Here is a 16446-nt window from a genome sequence, read left to right as displayed (position 1 = left end):
GGCATCCATGCCGGGTTGCCCACTGCGCAGAACCTGCGCTCGGCCTCTCGAGGGGGCGACTACCGCCACAGCCGCCGAGGCGGCCTGAAAGCCGACCTGGCTCTTTGGTGCGCGCGTTCCCTCATTCTGGATATGTACACCAATCCCTGTAGGAGCCGGCTTGCTGGCGATGGCGTCCGTCCAGCCAATACAAACGTCGACTGACCCACCGCTATCGTCGGAACGCCGCCCGCAGCAAGCCGGCTCCTACAATGGATTGGGTTCGCACTATTCAAAATTGTAGGAGCCAGCTTGCTGGCGATGGGCGTCAACGATAACGCGGGCTGTCTGAATGAACGCGTCGCCCAAACGCTTTTCGCCGGCAAGCCGGCTCCTACAGGGGATCTGCGTACGCTTTTGATTTCCACCACTCATCAGGCCGAGCGTTAGCTCGCCTTCAGCTTTTGATCTGAGCGCCCCCTCGAGAGGCCGAGTGGAGGTTCTGCGCAGTGGGCAACCCGGCATGGATGCCGGGTTAGCCGCCCCCGGCCATGGATGGCCGATGGCGGCGGGCCCACGGAGCAGGACCGGAGCGAGGGCATGGCGAGCCTTAGCGAGCCACCGAACGAAAGGGGCAAGAGCCCTTGGTTACTTGGGGCTCTTCCAAGTGACTCGCCGTAAGGGCGAAACCAATAGCCGCCATCACCGCAGCAACGGATATGCCCCCCCAACCCCACCATTATTGCGATTCCAGCAACTAATCTATGCAACACAGTTGCTGTTTCCTCACACATGAACTCATTACCATACCCTCATAGTTAGGTTGCTAATGAAGTCAAAGAGGTCAGCATGCAAAGCAAAGTCGATGTCGCCGTCATGATCGGCAGCGGTGTGCCCGCCAGTTTGCGAGCGCAGGGGCAGAGCGTCTGCTGGGTCGTGCTGCTGAACGGCGAACGCCGGGGGACGGCATTCTCCCGTCGCGATGAAGCGGAGGAGTGCAAGGCTGCCTGGTTGGCCCAATTAAGCGCCGAAGCCCCCGACAGCCTGCATTGACTAGTGAACCTGATGCATACGCAGATTCAGGTCATCAACCACCCGTGACCAATCAGCGTCCTCACGCAATTGTTCTTTCAGGAAACCGGCCTGCTGCGGCGTCCAGAACTCAGCATCAATGAGCTTTTTATCAAAGGGCATAGGCGAATGCCTGGCGATGAAGTCGTCGATGGCCTTCTCGCTGGAGTCCAGGCCGAGTTGGTCGAACAAGCCTTTCAAGTCGTGTGTAGGTGAATCCATCTGCATCTCCTTGAGGTCATTCAGTCGCATCGAGTGTGCAATCGGCAGTGCAGTGTCATTGCATCTGAGGGAGCCGCGCACCAAGAGTTCGATAGGGGTTTAGCAGCTTTCTCCGGAATCGCCACAATGATGGCAATGGGCTATTGTCTGTCGGGGCCTCAACGATTACGATGCTGTCGCGTTTTTGGCGTCACAGAGCCGCCATTCAAAGAGTTCGAACAAGGATGTAGGCGACACTCGCTCCCCTAGGATTTCCGCCTTTCAGTGCTGAATTGCCCATCCCTTGCGCGATTTTCTTTCGAGTCGACGCGTCCCCGATCCCGCATGAAAAGGATGTAAGCAGTGAAGCGTCTTGTTTATCTGATGGCCATCGCGCTTGGCCTGTCATTGACTGGTTGTGTGTCGTTCACACCGCTGGGCCCCATTGGCGAACCCTTGAACCCCGCGCCATCCACCCTTGATCGTAGTGCCGAGATCAGCGACGTCGTGATTTCCGCCCCCGATCTGGACGACAAGGTGCGTGTCGCCGGCAGCCAACAGTTGACCGAGCAGATCAGCGTCTATGTCGACAAAAGCGATTACTTCAAGCGAATCGTGGCGTTCCCGGCCAAGGCCGGCGAGGACGACGTGGTGCTCAAGTTCAACCTGACCTCGCTGGCAGGCAAACGCACCATGCACCCGGCTTACCTTCCAGGTGCGCTGTTGACCTTGACCCTCTGGATCTGGGTCGACGGTCCGATTTACGTCGACAAATACGACCTCGCGGGTGAACTGATCATCGAAGACCGTCAGGGTAAGCAACTGGCCAGGTCGGTCGAGAAGGTGAAGCTCGACAAGAATGTCGGCATGTGGAATGCCGATTATCTCAATCCCCGCCTGGGCGGTACTCAGCTGCGCGAATTGATCGCTCAATTGCTGGCCGGTGCCACCCCTCAACTGCGTACAGTGTCAAAGGAAGTGGCTGCACATGAATAAGTACCTTTTGGTTTTGCTGTTGATGGCCAGCAGCGCCCTGACGGGCTGCATTTCCTACTCCCAGCACAACTTGCCACCGGTGGATCAGTGGCCACCGGCCCAGGCCCGGCAAGACAAGCCCAGTGCTTATCTGCACGTGACCATTCAGCAGAAGTTCAACGGCGAACTGTCGGGCGCCGGGGACAATGCGGCGCTGGTGGAAAAGAACATGCTGGAAACCTTCAAGGAATCCGGACAGTTCAAAAGCGTGACCACGGACAAAGTTGACTCGAACTTGTACGTCACGAGTACGTTGACCAACAACGAACAAGGCAATATCGCCAGTGCCTGGCTGACGGGATTCACGTTTTTTGTGATCCCGACTACGTACAGCAATACCTTCACGCTGGAAACGGTGTTCAAGGATCAGGAAGGCAACGTGCTGGGCAAAATCGTCAAGCAGGAGAGCACTCGCACCTGGTTGCAGATTCTGCTGATTGTCGGGGCGCCGTTCAATGAACGAGGGGACGTGTTGCTCAAGCACTTGACCCAAAGCACATTGGATGAAGCGGTCAAGCGCAAGCTGATCTGATCGATTGTCGATATGACGGCGTGCAACCTGTGCAAGGTTGGCACGCCGCTGACACCTCTCGGGCCGAGGTGCCGACCTTGTCGGCGAGGCCCGTTCTGGCCTGATACAGCGCGCTGGCGGTCATGAAAATCGCGCTGTCCAACGCCGGCTCCCGGACTTGTCCACCCCCATTTCAGGCTTTCAATGCCCCATCATCGACCGCAAGCTTCAGTGCCTTGGCGGCTTCCTTTGCGGCGATTTCGGCGACGTCCGAGGTTTTGAACCAACGATCCTTCTCGACCTGGTGATACGTCACCGCGGTCAGCGGTGGTTTGGCGCGCATGACTATGACTGCCTGGAATTCGCCTTCGACTTCTCTGGCTTCGCCCCGGATAAAAAATTCACCGATATCAAATTCCGTCACGTAGCAGCCTTCCCCTGGAAATATCCTGTTGTGTTGAACGCCGTCCGACTTGGGAACGGGTTTCATTGGTTCGGCAGTATGGCAGTAGTTGCCTGCCGACGGCTGAGTTAAGTCGTCGGCATGACGAAACGTCTATAAGAAGGGACTGAGCGTAGCGCTTAGCGATGTAATTCGAGCTGGCGGGCGAGCGCGCACGCTTCGTTGTGGTCGCTGCGGAAACCCCTGACATGGCCAGTGGAAATTTCTTTGATGTGGAAAAACGCATTACCGGCCAGAACAACCTGAAAACGCGGTGTGGCAAGCGTTTCAGGGTCAAGTTCAGGGTGTTGAAACCCCGCCGCGTAGAGCGTCGACGGGTTGCTTGAGTAAGGCGCGAGGGGACGGGCGAAGTGTGTCAGGGTGCACATATGAAGTCCTTTTCGTTATTTTGCCGACGTGTGTACATCGTTTTGGGTAGTCTCGAAGAGCATCGCTGCTCTAGAATCACCGTCACTGGTGGGCGATTGATGGTTATCTAAAGCAATTTTTTGCCGGCGATATGTCGGAAAAGTGCTTTTTTTAAAGAGTTTTTTCCCTAAGGTTGGTAATCCGTTTTTTCTGGCAGTCAGAAGGGCTTTTTCCTTCAACCTCTGACGAACTCCAGGCAAGACGACGCGAGTGACTTTCCATTAGTCTTCTTACGCCTCGCGATGAATGAGCCCTCTGCTCGTTTCAGGATTTCAACACGGGTCATTTGGCGACACCTTCGGCATTGCCGCTTTTTTCTGCTGTGCGCTGTTTGCAGGCGTGCGGCATCATTTTCAGATGTGGGGATGTTTCCTTGGCAGTAAGTAATCTCGATATGCATGCTTTGTTCGTGCTGGGTGATTTGCGCGCAAAGCTGGTCAAGCAGTTCCAGTCACGTTTTGTTTACATCACCGAACAGAACGCCGAAGGCATTTACATTGCCGAGATCGACACCGAATCAGCACTGGTGGTGGACGACAAGCCAGGCCTGAAACTTAAAGTCGGCGATCATTTCAGCGCTTCGGTTTTGCCCAGTCGCGAAGGCGGCAAGCTGGACATCAAGTTCCGCGAAATCAAACTGACGGTGTATGGCCTGGGCGATTACGCGTTCGTGACCACCGCCGACGGTCACGGGATCGTGTTCAAGGAAGGTCACAGCGTGGTGATGGTATTTGCCGCCCACCAACAATTGCAGGAAGGCCTGACCAAAACCCTGAAAGCCGTGACGGCCAAGGCCGCCAAGTGGCGCAAGGGTGAACTGGTAACCTTCAAGGCCAGCGAGTAATGCCCCTGACCCGCGCCGATTTTCACATACAGAACCAGGCCAGCGCCCAGGTGGAGGCCCAGCGACTGTTCGAACAGAAGGCCATCCTGCAAGGGGCCTGGCTGGGGTGGGTGGCGTCGCAGATCTACACGTTACGCCCGGCGGAATACGCCAGCATGGTCAGAAGAGAGCTGGCGCGCTTGCAGGAAATTTCCGAAAAATAATCCTCGCCCCTCGAAAGCAGGAACCTCTACTACAGTCAGTTGACTGAGTATTTTGAGGCTTGCGGTCTTTATCAGGCCATCCTGCTATTGCTGTGAACAGCACGAGGTGCAAAAGCATGAACGGATTTCGACGGTTGCTGGCCACTGTTCTGGTCGCTTTCGGTCTGGGTTCACCCATTCCGGTATTCGCCGCCCAGGCGCCGATCCACTTCGCCGACCTGAACTGGGAAAGCGGCAGCCTGATCACCGATATCCTGCGGATCATTGTCGAGAAGGGCTACGGGCTGCAGACCGATACCTTGCCGGGAACGACCATTACCCTGGAAACCGCCCTGGCCAACAATGACATTCAGGTCATTGGCGAAGAATGGGCCGGTCGCAGCCCGGTCTGGGTCAAGGCTGAAGCCGAAGGCAAAGTCGCGAGTCTTGGCGATACGGTGAAGGGCGCCACCGAAGGCTGGTGGGTGCCCGAATACGTGATCAAGGGCGATCCGGCCAAGGGTATCAAGCCGCTGGCCCCCGGCTTGCGCAGTGTCAGTGACCTGCCGAAATACAAGGACGTTTTCAGTGACCCGGAAAGCCCGGGCAAGGGGCGCTTCCTCAACAGCCCGATCGGCTGGACCTCGGAGGTGGTCAACAAGCAGAAGCTCACGGCCTATGGCTTGAACGACAGCTATGTGAACTTTCGCAGCGGCTCCGGGGCGGCGCTGGATGCGGAAATCAGTTCGTCGATCCGTCGTGGCAAGCCGGTCCTGTTCTATTACTGGTCGCCTACGCCCTTGCTTGGGCGTTTCAAACTGGTTCAGCTGGAAGAGCCGCCGTTCGACGCTGAAGCCTGGAAAACACTGACCGACGCCGACAATCCCAATCCGAAACCGACGCGCTCACTGCCCTCGAAGCTGTCGATTGGCGTGTCCACACCGTTCCAGAAACAGTATCCGCAGATTGCCGAGTTCTTCAGCAAGGTCGATTTCCCCATCGGCCCGTTGAACAAGGCGCTGGCTGATATGAGCGAGAAACACACTCCACCGCGCCAGGCGGCGGAGGCGTTCATGAAGGCGCACCCGGATGTGTGGCAGGCGTGGCTGCCGAAGGACGTGGCGGATAAAGTCTCCGCCGATTTGAAATGATGGGTGCCGCTGATATCACCGGACTGTAGGAGCCAGCTTGCTGGCGATAACGACCTCGAAATCGATGCAGAACGCTCGGGCCTCATCGCCAGCAAGCCGGCTCCTACAGTGGATCGTGTTGTTCACTTTATTCAGGCCAGCCACAACACCCCTTGTAGGAGCCAGCTTGCTGGCGATGGCGGCCTCCAATTCGATGCCGAACGCTCGGGCCTCATCGCCGGCAAGCCGGCTCCTACAGTGGATCGTGTTGTTCACCTTATTCAGGCCTGCCACAACACCCCTTGTAGGAGCCGGCTTGCTGGCGATGGCGACCTCCAAACCGATGCAAAACTTTCGGGCCTCATCGCCGGCAAGCCGGCTCCTACAGTGGATCGTGTTGTTCACCTTATTCAGGCCTGCCACAACATCCCTTGTAGGAGCCAGCTTGCTGGCGATGGCGGCCTCCAAACCGATGCCAAACTTTCGGGCCTCATCGCCGGCAAGCCGGCTCCTACAGGGAGTGTGGATCGAGCACTAAAACCGGGTTTGCACGGCCAGCTCAAAAGTCCGCGGTGTACCCAGGTAATACGCCGGCGACACGTGCGCAAACTCGGCATACACCTCGTTGGTCAGGTTGCGTACCCGGCCAGTGACGGTGGTGTGCCGATCGACCTTGTAGCTGAGAAACGTGCCGTAAAGCGTATAGGACGGCACGGTCATCGTGTTGGCGCTGTCGGCAAACACCGAGGCTACGTACCGCGCATCGACCCCCCCTTGCCATTGCGGCGCAAAGTCATAGGTCAGCCACAGATTGCCGACCCGGTCCGGCACGTTGGTCGGTGTGTTGCCCTTGCGTGAAACCACCACACCCGCAGCATTCTTCTCGGTGAACTCGTCGTACTGAGCGTCAACCCAGGCAAAGTTACCTTCGGCCAACAGCTTGTCGGTGATCCGCAACGAACTGGCCAGCTCGATGCCTTTGGACGTCTGCTGGCCCACTGGAATGCTTAGCGTCGGGTCCAGCGGATCGGTCACCGCGAAGTCTTTGCGCTCAATCGTGTACGCCGCCAGCGTCGCCGAACCGCGACCGTCCAGATAGTCGAATTTGCTGCCGACTTCCCATTGCTTGCCGGTCGAGACATCAAAATCCTGCGTGCCGTTGGGTTGTTCGGCGGCGGTGCTGTATTGCACGTAGACGTTGGCGTCAGGGATGAACTGGTAGGTCAGGCCGACGCGACCAGTCACAGGCTCCCAGCTACGTTTGAGATGACGTGGATTGCTGGCGGTCACTTCCCGGTGGTTGGTCACGTCCAGATCGATGTCGTCGTAACGCAGGCCGGTCAGCAACGACAATTTATCGGTCAGCGCCAGGCGGTTCTCGGCGAACAGCGCCTTGGTGGTGACTTCGTTGGTCTTGTCGCTGACAAACCCCGGCCGGGTGCCCGGAATGTCGTAGAAATGCCCCGGCTGAAAGTTGTTCGGGTCGACCGTGCTCGCGCCTTTGACGTTCAGCGGCGAATTGGTGGTCTGGTTGACCTTGTACTCGAAACCGCCGGACCAGGTGGTGTCCAGGCCAAACAACGTGTTGTCGTGACGCAGTTCGAACTGGTTGCCGTTCTGCTCGCCCTGATGGCGCACCTGATACGCCGTGGAACGGTTCACCGCGCGGTTGTTGGCGCTGTACTGATAGGTTTCCAGGTTGCGGTAATCGCGCTGACTGTCGAGGTGATAAAGCGTGTTGCGCAAGGTGGTGCTGTCGTTGATCCGGTAATCGATGATCGAGCGCACCCAGATTGTGCGTTGCTCGTAACGGCCGTCCTCGACGTTGTAGTTGTTGAAGCGGTTGTGCTTGTCGATCTTCAGTTCACCGGCCTTGGGATTCAGCACCGGCGTGCCCCAGTACGGACTGTCTTCGTGTTCATCCTGATATTCCAGGGCTAGGGTGTGGGACAGGTTTGGCGTCAGGTCACTGAGCAGCGAAAACGCCACGCTCCACGCATCGCGTTCCTGGCGATCAATGTAGCCGTTGCCGGTGTTGTGGCTGACATCCAGCCGCGCGTAATGCTGCACATCCGCGCCGGCTTCACTGAGCGCGTGATTAAGGCCGAGCGCGGTCTCGGTGGTGTCGTAACTGCCGTAGCTGACCCGGCCTTCGACCGCTTGCTCTTCACGGGTCGCCAGTTTGGTCACGTAGTTCAGTGAACCGCCCACGGAGCCGGCGCCATTGATCAGCGATGACGGGCCGCCCACCAGCTCCACCCGATCATAGATCCACGCATCCACGGGCCGGGCAAGGCCGCCGGAGACGTTCACGCCATTGAACATCTGGGTGATCTGGCTGCTGGTGAAACCACGGTAGGAAACGAACCCGCCGAAACCCGGCGGCGCACTGGCATTCACACCGGGCAAGGTGTTGGCGGCGTCCTGGAAGTTCTGCGCGCCGTGGCGTTCGATGTCGTTGCGGTTGGCAATCGCCACCGACGCCGGGGTTTCACGCACGCTCAGTCCCAGTCGCGAGGCCATGCCGCTGGATTGATCCAGGCTCAGACCCGGCTCGGCGATGGCTTCGCCATCAATGGTGATTGGTGCGAGGTCCACTGTGGATTGTGCCCAGGCGTTAACGGACAGGCAGCCGATCAGGCTGGCCAGCAAAGGAATGGTTTTCATCGATGAATCCTGAATGCTTGCTAGGAAACAGCGCACAGGCGAACGCCTCGCGTTGGCGAAGTGAGCTGATTGAATGGCGAAGGATTCAGGCGAACGGCGGGGCGCGGGGGTTGGCCGAAGGCCAGGTGAAGCGGGCAGGGAGGTCAGCGTTGGCGACGACCGCCAAGGGTGGACTGTGTGTTTGCGGGAGGATCGCCAGGGTCAGGCTGGAATTGAGCGCCGGGCCCATGCCGCCGGTGGAGCACAACGGGCAGCCGAAGGCTTTCGACAGTGTCGGCAGTTGCTCTTCGGACGTGTTTGAGGACGCAGGTGCCTGAGTGCGCGGGTCAACCGTACAGAATTGGCCACCGAGGCCGTTGAGCTGCGCCCCGACCATTTGCCCGTGACCGATGCTGCAGGCGAACACATTGAACAGGACGCACCAATAAAGCATCCATGCAATGAGTGAGCGATCGGTTCGGGCGAGTTTCATGGGGCGGCACTTTACCACCGTTGATCAGCCGCGCACTTCTAAAAATGCCGACTAGGATGATTCTGTTAAATACTTTTCTAGGATCCTCGACATGACGTTTGTGTTGGCTCAAGGGCTGGTTACGATCTTCGCGGTGATCAGCCTGATCCATGTCTACTGGGCGTTGGGTGGCCAGTGGGCTGCCGTGGCGGCCGTGCCGCAGGTGCCGGTGGAGGGCAGCGCGAGATCGCAGCCTGCGTTCAAGCCCTCGGGGTGGTTGACGTTGCTGGTGGCTTTCGGTTTGCTGCTGATTGCAGCGCTGGTGTGTTTGCGCGTTGGCTGGTGGGTGCCGGCGGTGTCCCATCAATCGCTGCAATGGGTGATCAGCGCCATCGCCATGCTGATGTTCGCCCGGGCGATCGGCGATTCGAACCTGGTGGGGTTTTTCAAGCAGGTAAAGGGATCGGAATTTGCCCGGCTGGATACGTGGGTGTATTCGCCGTTGTGTGTGGTGTTGGGGGCGGGGTTGTTGGTCGTCGCGTGGATTTGAAAAGCATCGCCGGCAAGCCGGCTCCTACAGGTGAACACAAACCCTTTGTAGGAGCCGGCTTGCCGGCGATGAGGCCCGAACAATCAACACAAATCCGTGACCCTAACTCCCGCTCTCCGTCCGCCGGCTACTCACCTCAGCCGGCACATCATCCCCCGCCATGCGCTTGCGGAACAACGCCGCCCGCGCCAGCAGCAGCGTGGTCACCGGCACCGTAATCGCCAACAGGATCGGGATCAGCCAGGCATGCAGCACCGGCCCGGACTTGAGCGCCGAAAAGTAGATGATCGACCCCAGCGCCACGCACCACGCACCCAATGTCGAGGCCAGCGCCGGCGGGTGCATGCGTTGAAAATAATCCTTCATACGCACCAGCCCGATCGCCCCGATCAGCGCAAAAACACTGCTGAGTACCAGCAGGATCGCCACCGGGATTTCCACCCACAGAGACAGTTCAGCGTTCATTCGATCACCTCGCCACGCAGCAGGAATTTCGCCAGGGCAAACGAGCCGACGAAGCCGAACAGCGCGATCAGCAGCGCCGCTTCGAAGTAGGTGTCACTGGCATAACGAATACCCAGTGTCAGCATCATCAGCATCGCGATGATGTACAGGTAATCCAGCGCCAGAACCCGGTCCTGCGCCGACGGCCCTTTGAACAGGCGGATCAGGGTCAGGACCATCGCCAGCGAAAAAATGAACAGGCTCAGCAGAACCGCATTCGACAGCAACGGGCTCATTCGAAAATCTCCATCAACGGGCGTTCGTAGGTCACCTTGAAATGCTCGATGAACAGCGCTTCGTCATCCAGATCGAAGACGTGCAGCAACAAAATGCTGCGGTCCAGCGCCAGTTCGGACCAGACCGTACCGGGCACCACCGTGCAGATCATCGCCAGTGCCGCCAGGCCGTTGGCGTCGCGCAAATCCAGCGGCACCTTGATGAACCGCGAGCGCGGCGGGCGTCGACCGGCGTTCAAGACACCCCAGGCCACAGCAAGGTTGGAGACCAGCACGTCGCGACCGACGATGAAGAACAAACGCAGAATCACGCCGGGACGCCGAATGCGGATCGGCAGGGGGCGCAACTTGCGCATCATCAACGGCGCGCAAAATCCGAGCACGGCGCCCAGTAGCAGATTGCCGGGGCTTATCGACAGGTTCAGCACCAGCCACAACAACCACAGCGCCAGCGACAACCAAGGTGCAGGAAACAGACGCTTCATGGTTGCACCTCCGCGAGTGCGGCTTTGGCTTCCGGGCTTGGAACTGCGCGAGTCCCAAGCACCGCCATCACGTACTGCTGGGGGTTATTCAACGCCTGCGCGGCGGCCTGGGTGTAACTCAGCAACGGCTCGGCCTTGAAGGTCAGCAGAATGCTCAGGCCCAACAGCGCGATGATCGGCACGCATTCGAGCCGTCGCAGCAAGGGTGATGGCCGTTCTTCAGGCGTCCAGAAACGCTGGATGCCCAGGCGCGAGAAGGCAATCAACGACGCCAGCCCGGAGAGAATCAGCAACGCCAACAAACCCCACGCGGCGTTCGACACCGGTTCATCCGCGCCATTGCCCAGGCCCAGCGGGTTGAGCAGGGCGTGCAGTAAACCGAGTTTGCCGATAAAGCCGGACAGCGGCGGCATGCCGATGATCAGCAACGCGCAAGCGATGAAGCTCAAGCCGAGAAACGCCATGGTCCATGGAATCACCTGGCCGACCACGGCTTTCTGTTCATCGTCGAGGTTGATGCCTTTGGGCGGTTGCAGGGATTCCATCGGCCGCGCAATCAGGTCGGCGTCATCGAACAGTGGCATTTCATTGGCCGAGCGCGAACGTTCGATCAACTCGGCCAGCAGGAACAACGCGCTCAACGCCAGGGTCGAGCTGACGAGATAGAACAGCGCCGCGCCGATCAGGTTCGGCTGGGCGAAACCGATGGCCGACAGCAGAATCCCGGCCGACACCAGAATGCTCAGGCTGGCCATGCGCTCCAGACGTTGCGCGGCGAGAATCGCCACGGCGGCGCAGACGATGGTTGCCATGCCGCCATAGATCAGCCAGTCGCCGCCAAAATACGCCGACGCGCCGGCCTGGCCGGAGAACAGCAAGGTCCACAGGCGCAGCAAGGTGTAGACGCCGACCTTGGTCATGATCGCGAACATCGCCGCCACCGGCGCACTGGCCGAGGAATAGGCCGGCACCAGCCAGAAATTCAGCGGCCACATCCCGGCCTTGGCCAGGAACGCCACGGCGAGAATCGCCGCGCCGGCATGCAGCAAGCCGCGATCGGCTTCCGGTACCAGCGGGATTTTCAGCGCCAGGTCAGCCATGTTCAGCGTGCCGGTAACGCCGTAGATCAGCGCCGCGCCAATCAGGAACAGCGAAGAGGCCAGCAGATTGATCGAGATGTAATGCAACCCCGACGACACCCGCGCCCGGCCCGAACCGTGGAGCATCAGGCCGTAAGATGCCGCCAGCAGCACCTCGAAAAACACGAACAGGTTGAACAGGTCCGCCGTCAGGAACGCGCCATACAAACCCATCATCTGGATCTGGAACAGCGCGTGGAAACTGGAACCGGCGCCGTCCCATCGGGCCATCGCGAACAGCAGGGCGCTGACGCCGATGATCCCGGTCAGTACCAGCATCAGCGCGGACAGGCGATCGACCACCAGCACGATCCCGAACGGTACTTGCCAGTTGCCCGGCAGGTAGACGCCGATGGAGCCGGGCACATCAGTGGTTTGCGTCCATTGCAGCAACAGCACGGCGATGCCCAGCCCCAAGAGGCTGGAGAGCAGGTTGATTTTAGCCTTCAGCGGGCGGTGCTTCTCGCCCAGCATCAGCATGATGGCGGCGGTCAGCAGCGGCAACAGAATCGGTGCGGCGATCAGGTGCGTCATCGCATTCATTCTTTAGGCTCCCGGCCATCTACATGGTCGGTGCCGGTCAAGCCACGCGAAGCCAGCAGCACGACGAGAAACAGCGCGGTCATGGCGAAGCTGATCACGATGGCGGTCAGCACCAACGCTTGTGGCAGCGGGTCGGTGTAATGCAACAGATCTTGCGGCACGCCGTCCTTGATGTTCGGCTCTTTGCCGATGAACAGACTGCCCATGCTGAAGATGAACAGATTGACGCCGTACGACAGCAGGCACAGGCCCATGACCACCTGGAACGTCCGTGGCCGTAGCACCAGCCAGACACCGGACGCGGCCAGTACGCCGATGGCGATTGCGATGACTTCTTCCATCAGACGGCTCCTTTCGTGGCGACGGATCTGGGCTGGGCAGCGGTTTTATGGCCGCGTACCGATTGGTGGCCGAGTGCAGTGAGGATCAACAGCGTCGAGCCGACCACCACCGAGTACACGCCGATGTCGAAGAACAGTGCGCTGGCGATGTGAATGTCGCCTAACACCGGCAGTTCGGCATGCCAGGTGTGGGTGGTCAGGAACGGATAACCGACCGCCATCGCCCCGAGCCCGGTGACTGTGGCAAACAGCAAACCGGTGCCCATCCAGCGCAGTGGGCGCAGGCTCATTTGCGCCTCGACCCACTGCGTGCCGGCGACCATGTATTGCAGGATGAACGCCACCGACATCACCAGCCCCGCGACAAACCCGCCGCCCGGCTGGTTGTGGCCGCGCATGAACAGGTAGATCGACACCACGAACGCAATCGGCAACAGCATGCGCACCAGCACCGCCGGCACCATCATGAAGCCGAGCGCGGTGTCGCTGGCGTGACGCGGGTTGACCAGATCGGTGACCACGTCCGGCGCGAGCAAGCGCTGTTGCGCCGGCAGTTGCAGGCTTTCTTTCGGCGGGCGGAAGCGTCGCAACAGCGCGAACACGGTCAGCGCCACGGCCACCAGTACGGTGATTTCGCCGAGGGTATCGAAGCCACGGAAGTCCACCAGCATCACGTTGACCACGTTGCTGCCGCCACCTTCCGGCAGGGCTCGGCTGAGGTAGAACGAGGAAATATCGTTGGGCGTCTGGCGCGTCAGCATTGCGTACGACAGCAACGCCATGCCGCCGCCGACAGCGATCGACAGCAGCAAGTCGCGCAGACGCCGGATGCGTGCCTTGCGCAGGCTGCTCGGCAGCGGCGAGACCTCTTCGATCCGTCGCGGCAACCAACGCAGGCCCAGCAGTATCAGCACCGTGGTCACCACTTCAACCACCAGTTGCGTCAGCGCCAGATCGGGCGCGGAGAACCAGACGAAGGTGACGCAGGTCATCAGTCCACAGACGCTGACCATGGTCAGTGCCGCGAGCCGGTGATACTTGGCTTGCCACGCCGCGCCGAGGGCACAGGCAATCGCCAGCAGCCACAAGGTCACGAACACGATCGAGCCCGGAATCTTCGGCCGGTCACCCCAGCTCAGGCTGCTGTGCAGCATCGGGATCAACCCGGCCAGCACGGCGGCGAGCACCATCAGGAACAGCTGGGTTTGCAGGCGTCTGGTGCTGATCCGCCGCTCCAGGCGACGGGCCAGGCGCATCATGATCACCAGGCTGCGCTCGAACAGGCGCTTGCCGTTGAACAGGCCAATCACCGGCGGGTATTTGAAACGCCCGTGCTTGAACTGGTTGCGCAGCAGCAGGTAGAGCACGATGCCGCCGGACATGGCGATCAGGCTCATGATCATCGGCGCGTTCCAGCCGTGCCAGATCGCCAGGCTGTATTCAGGCAGGGTGCCGCCGACGACGGGCAGGGCAGCGGCAGCCAGTAATGACCCGACCACTTGCGCCGGGAAAATCCCCACGATCAGGCAGGTGAACACCAGCAATTCCACCGGTGCACGCATCCAGCGTGGCGGTTCGTGCGGGGTGTGCGGCAGGTCGGTGGCGGTCGGGCCGAAGAACACATCAACCGTGAAGCGCAGCGAATAGGCGACGCTGAACGTGCCGGCGATGGTCGCGACGATGGGCAGGGTCAACTCGATCCAGGCGGTCGCGTTGATGAACACGGTTTCGGCGAAGAACATCTCTTTCGACAGGAAACCGTTGAGCAACGGCACGCCCGCCATCGAGGCACTGGCGACCATGGCCAACGTCGCGGTGAACGGAATCAGTTTGATCAGGCCGCTGAGTTTGCGAATGTCGCGTGTGCCGCTTTCGTGGTCGATGATCCCGGCGGCCATGAACAGCGATGCCTTGAAGGTGGCGTGGTTGAGGATGTGAAACACGGCGGCCACGGCAGCCAGCGGACTGTTCAGGCCCAGCAGCAGGGTGATCAGGCCGAGGTGGCTGATGGTCGAGTACGCGAGCAGGCCTTTGAGGTCGTTCTGGAACATCGCGCAGTACGCGCCGAGTAACAGGGTGCAGGCACCGGCGCCGCTGACGATGTAGAACCATTCCTCACTGCCGGACAACGACGGCCACAGCCGCGCCAGCAGAAACACCCCAGCCTTGACCATGGTCGCCGAGTGCAAATACGCAGAGACCGGTGTCGGTGCCGCCATCGCGTGGGGCAGCCAGAAGTGGAAGGGGAATTGCGCGCTTTTACTCAGGGCGCCGATCAGAATCAGGGGAAGCAGAAGAGGGTAGAGGGCATGTGCGCGAATCAGATCGCCGGCGGCCAGGACCTTATCCAGGTCATAGCTGCCGACCACATGGCCAAGCAGCATGACCCCCGCCAGCAGGCACAAACCGCCCGCGCCGGTGACCATCAGCGCCATGTAAGCGCCGCGTCGCGCATCGGCGCGGTGGTGCCAATAGCCGATCAACAGGAATGAAAAGAGGCTGGTCAGCTCCCAGAAAAACACGATCTGGATCAGGTTGCCGGAAATCACCAGGCCGAGCATGGCGCCCATGAACGCCAGGAAAAACGCGAAGAACCGCGGCACCGGGTCATCCGGCGACATGTAATAGCGGGCATACAACGACACCAGCGTGCCGATGCCCAGCACCAGCATCGAGAACAGCCAGGCAAACCCGTCCATGCGCAGAACGAAGTTCAGGCCGAGGCTGGGTAGCCAGAAAAACTCTTCACGAATGACGCCACCATGGGCGATCTGCGGGTACAGGAGTGCAACCTGGACGGTGCCTATGAGGGCAACGACGCCAGCCAACAAAGATTCAGTGTTACGCGCGTTGTGCGGCAGCACGGCTGCCAGACAGCTGCCGACAAAGGGCAGAAGCAGTAGAACTATCAGGGACATAGGCTTCTAATCTGCGGAAGTTTGTGAAGCATCATACGTGCCAGTCCCCGGATCACCAAACGGCAAGCTGTGGCAGAATCCTACAAGGTAGACGGAAAATGCCTGATTCACATTGTTTCAGAGGGCTGTGTTCAGCGGGGCTGGACCCTTTGTGAGCCGGCTTGCTCCCACAGGTTAAGGCGAGGTTTTGCGGATACATCCGATCCCTTGTAGGAGCCGGCTTGCTGCGGGCGGCGTTCCGACGATGGCGTCCTAATGGCCAGCGTGTTTCTTTGATGGTGTACATATCCATTGCTGCGGTGACGGCCACTTATGGTTTCGCCCTTACGGCGAGTCACTTGGAAGAGCCCCAAGTAACCAAGGGCTTTTGCCCCTTTCGTTCGGTGCCTCGCTAATGCTCGGCATGCCCTCGCTCCGGTCCTGCTCCGTGGGCCCGCCGCCATCGGCCATCCATGGCCGGGGGCGGCTAACCCGGCATCCATGCCGGGTTGCCCACTACGCAGAACCTCCACTCGGCCTCTCGAGGGGGCGCTCAGATCAAAAGCTGAAGGCGAGCTAACGCTCGGCCTGATGAGTGGTGGGAATCAAAAGCGTACGCAGATCCCTGTAGGAGCCGGCTTGCCGGCGAAAATCGTCTGGACACCGCGTTCATTCAGATTGTCCGCGTTATCGTTGACGTCCATCGCCGGCAAGCCAGCTCCTACAAGGGAAATGCATATGCGTTTGGATAAATACGATCAACTGTAGGAGCCGGCTTGCTGCGGGCGGCGTTCCGACGATGGCGTCCT

The 16446-nt window shown here is 59.8% G+C and carries 20 protein-coding genes; 8 read left to right on the top strand and 12 right to left on the bottom strand.

Annotated elements, in window-relative coordinates; genetic code table 11:
* Positions 1 to 204: hypothetical protein (locus KGB25_RS27710; RefSeq protein WP_223437565.1), on the top strand; the 204-nt coding region annotated here is incomplete at its 5' end.
* A 624-nt stretch (positions 205 to 828) separates the two neighbouring features.
* A complete protein-coding gene (locus KGB25_RS27705; protein ID WP_008035852.1) occupies positions 829 to 1032 on the top strand; it encodes a hypothetical protein in 204 nt (67 codons plus the stop codon).
* Here the strand turns inward: KGB25_RS27705 and KGB25_RS27700 are convergent, their stop codons facing one another.
* Entirely contained in the window at positions 1033 to 1272 is a 240-nt protein-coding gene (locus KGB25_RS27700; RefSeq protein ID WP_207286270.1) for a DUF2789 domain-containing protein, read from the bottom strand.
* Between the two features lie 342 nt (positions 1273 to 1614).
* Here KGB25_RS27700 and KGB25_RS27695 point away from each other — a divergent pair, with 342 nt between their 5' ends.
* Both KGB25_RS27695 and KGB25_RS27690 read left to right on the top strand, forming a co-directional pair.
* Entirely contained in the window at positions 1615 to 2247 is a 633-nt protein-coding gene (locus KGB25_RS27695) for a hypothetical protein (protein WP_223437563.1), read from the top strand.
* Positions 2240 to 2818, top strand: a complete 579-nt coding sequence (locus tag KGB25_RS27690) for a hypothetical protein (RefSeq protein WP_008044092.1) — start codon at positions 2240 to 2242, stop codon at positions 2816 to 2818. Before KGB25_RS27695 ends, KGB25_RS27690 begins: the two co-directional genes overlap by 8 nt.
* Positions 2819 to 2990: 172 nt before the next feature.
* On the opposite strand, the gene KGB25_RS27685 is transcribed toward KGB25_RS27690, so the two are convergent.
* Positions 2991 to 3221: a hypothetical protein gene (locus KGB25_RS27685; RefSeq protein WP_223437567.1), complete on the bottom strand. Its 231-nt coding sequence runs from the start codon at positions 3219 to 3221 to the stop codon at positions 2991 to 2993.
* A gap of 158 nt (positions 3222 to 3379) precedes the next feature.
* Positions 3380 to 3628, bottom strand: coding sequence for a hypothetical protein (locus tag KGB25_RS27680; RefSeq protein ID WP_192496340.1), 249 nt, complete (start codon positions 3626 to 3628; stop codon positions 3380 to 3382).
* Positions 3629 to 4041: 413 nt separating this feature from the next.
* Between KGB25_RS27680 and KGB25_RS27675 the strand changes: the two genes are divergently transcribed.
* The 3 genes from KGB25_RS27675 (at position 4042) to KGB25_RS27665 (ending at position 5845) form a co-directional block, all read left to right on the top strand.
* Positions 4042 to 4512 (top strand): hypothetical protein, encoded by a 471-nt coding sequence (locus KGB25_RS27675; RefSeq protein WP_008035847.1) that lies wholly within the window; start codon positions 4042 to 4044, stop codon positions 4510 to 4512.
* Complete coding sequence (locus KGB25_RS27670; protein ID WP_008035846.1) at positions 4512 to 4715, top strand: hypothetical protein; 204 nt, start codon at positions 4512 to 4514, stop codon at positions 4713 to 4715. Before KGB25_RS27675 ends, KGB25_RS27670 begins: the two co-directional genes overlap by 1 nt.
* Before the next feature lie 116 nt (positions 4716 to 4831).
* On the top strand, positions 4832 to 5845 hold the full coding sequence (locus KGB25_RS27665; protein ID WP_008044085.1) for an ABC transporter substrate-binding protein: 1014 nt from the start codon (positions 4832 to 4834) through the stop codon (positions 5843 to 5845).
* Positions 5846 to 5860: 15 nt separating this feature from the next.
* Here the strand turns inward: KGB25_RS27665 and KGB25_RS27660 are convergent, their stop codons facing one another.
* From KGB25_RS27660 to KGB25_RS27650, 3 genes are all read right to left on the bottom strand, one after another.
* Positions 5861 to 6229 carry a hypothetical protein gene (locus KGB25_RS27660; protein ID WP_223437561.1) on the bottom strand — a complete coding sequence of 123 codons (369 nt, stop codon included), beginning with the start codon at positions 6227 to 6229 and terminating at the stop codon, positions 5861 to 5863.
* Between the two features lie 129 nt (positions 6230 to 6358).
* Positions 6359 to 8491, bottom strand: coding sequence for a TonB-dependent receptor (locus KGB25_RS27655; RefSeq protein WP_223437558.1), 2133 nt, complete (start codon positions 8489 to 8491; stop codon positions 6359 to 6361).
* A gap of 85 nt (positions 8492 to 8576) precedes the next feature.
* Positions 8577 to 8963: a DUF2946 domain-containing protein gene (locus KGB25_RS27650; RefSeq protein WP_223437556.1), complete on the bottom strand. Its 387-nt coding sequence runs from the start codon at positions 8961 to 8963 to the stop codon at positions 8577 to 8579.
* A 91-nt stretch (positions 8964 to 9054) separates the two neighbouring features.
* Here KGB25_RS27650 and KGB25_RS27645 point away from each other — a divergent pair, with 91 nt between their 5' ends.
* The gene (locus KGB25_RS27645; RefSeq protein WP_192417531.1) at positions 9055 to 9492 is read left to right on the top strand and encodes a DUF3995 domain-containing protein; all 438 of its coding nucleotides are present in this window, start codon (positions 9055 to 9057) and stop codon (positions 9490 to 9492) included.
* Between the two features lie 102 nt (positions 9493 to 9594).
* On the opposite strand, the gene KGB25_RS27640 is transcribed toward KGB25_RS27645, so the two are convergent.
* The 6 genes from KGB25_RS27640 to KGB25_RS27615 are packed head-to-tail and all read right to left on the bottom strand — an operon-like array spanning position 9595 to position 15658.
* Complete coding sequence (locus KGB25_RS27640; RefSeq protein WP_008029177.1) at positions 9595 to 9957, bottom strand: Na+/H+ antiporter subunit G; 363 nt, start codon at positions 9955 to 9957, stop codon at positions 9595 to 9597.
* The gene (locus KGB25_RS27635) at positions 9954 to 10232 is read right to left on the bottom strand and encodes a K+/H+ antiporter subunit F (protein ID WP_008029179.1); all 279 of its coding nucleotides are present in this window, start codon (positions 10230 to 10232) and stop codon (positions 9954 to 9956) included. Before KGB25_RS27635 ends, KGB25_RS27640 begins: the two co-directional genes overlap by 4 nt.
* Entirely contained in the window at positions 10229 to 10717 is a 489-nt protein-coding gene (locus KGB25_RS27630) for a Na+/H+ antiporter subunit E (RefSeq protein ID WP_223437554.1), read from the bottom strand. Before KGB25_RS27630 ends, KGB25_RS27635 begins: the two co-directional genes overlap by 4 nt.
* Positions 10714 to 12399, bottom strand: a complete 1686-nt coding sequence (locus KGB25_RS27625) for a monovalent cation/H+ antiporter subunit D (protein WP_207286265.1) — start codon at positions 12397 to 12399, stop codon at positions 10714 to 10716. The genes KGB25_RS27630 and KGB25_RS27625 overlap by 4 nt, the downstream gene beginning before the upstream one ends.
* Entirely contained in the window at positions 12396 to 12740 is a 345-nt protein-coding gene (locus tag KGB25_RS27620; protein WP_008029186.1) for a Na+/H+ antiporter subunit C, read from the bottom strand. Before KGB25_RS27620 ends, KGB25_RS27625 begins: the two co-directional genes overlap by 4 nt.
* Complete coding sequence (locus KGB25_RS27615) at positions 12740 to 15658, bottom strand: monovalent cation/H+ antiporter subunit A (protein ID WP_223437552.1); 2919 nt, start codon at positions 15656 to 15658, stop codon at positions 12740 to 12742. The genes KGB25_RS27620 and KGB25_RS27615 overlap by 1 nt, the downstream gene beginning before the upstream one ends.
* Positions 15659 to 16446 lie beyond the last annotated feature (788 nt).

This window comes from Pseudomonas sp. BF-RE-21, from assembly GCF_019947305.1.
In the GTDB taxonomy this organism is placed as follows: Bacteria; Pseudomonadota; Gammaproteobacteria; order Pseudomonadales; family Pseudomonadaceae; genus Aquipseudomonas; species Aquipseudomonas migulae.
This window is presented reverse-complemented; position numbering and strand designations above follow the sequence as displayed.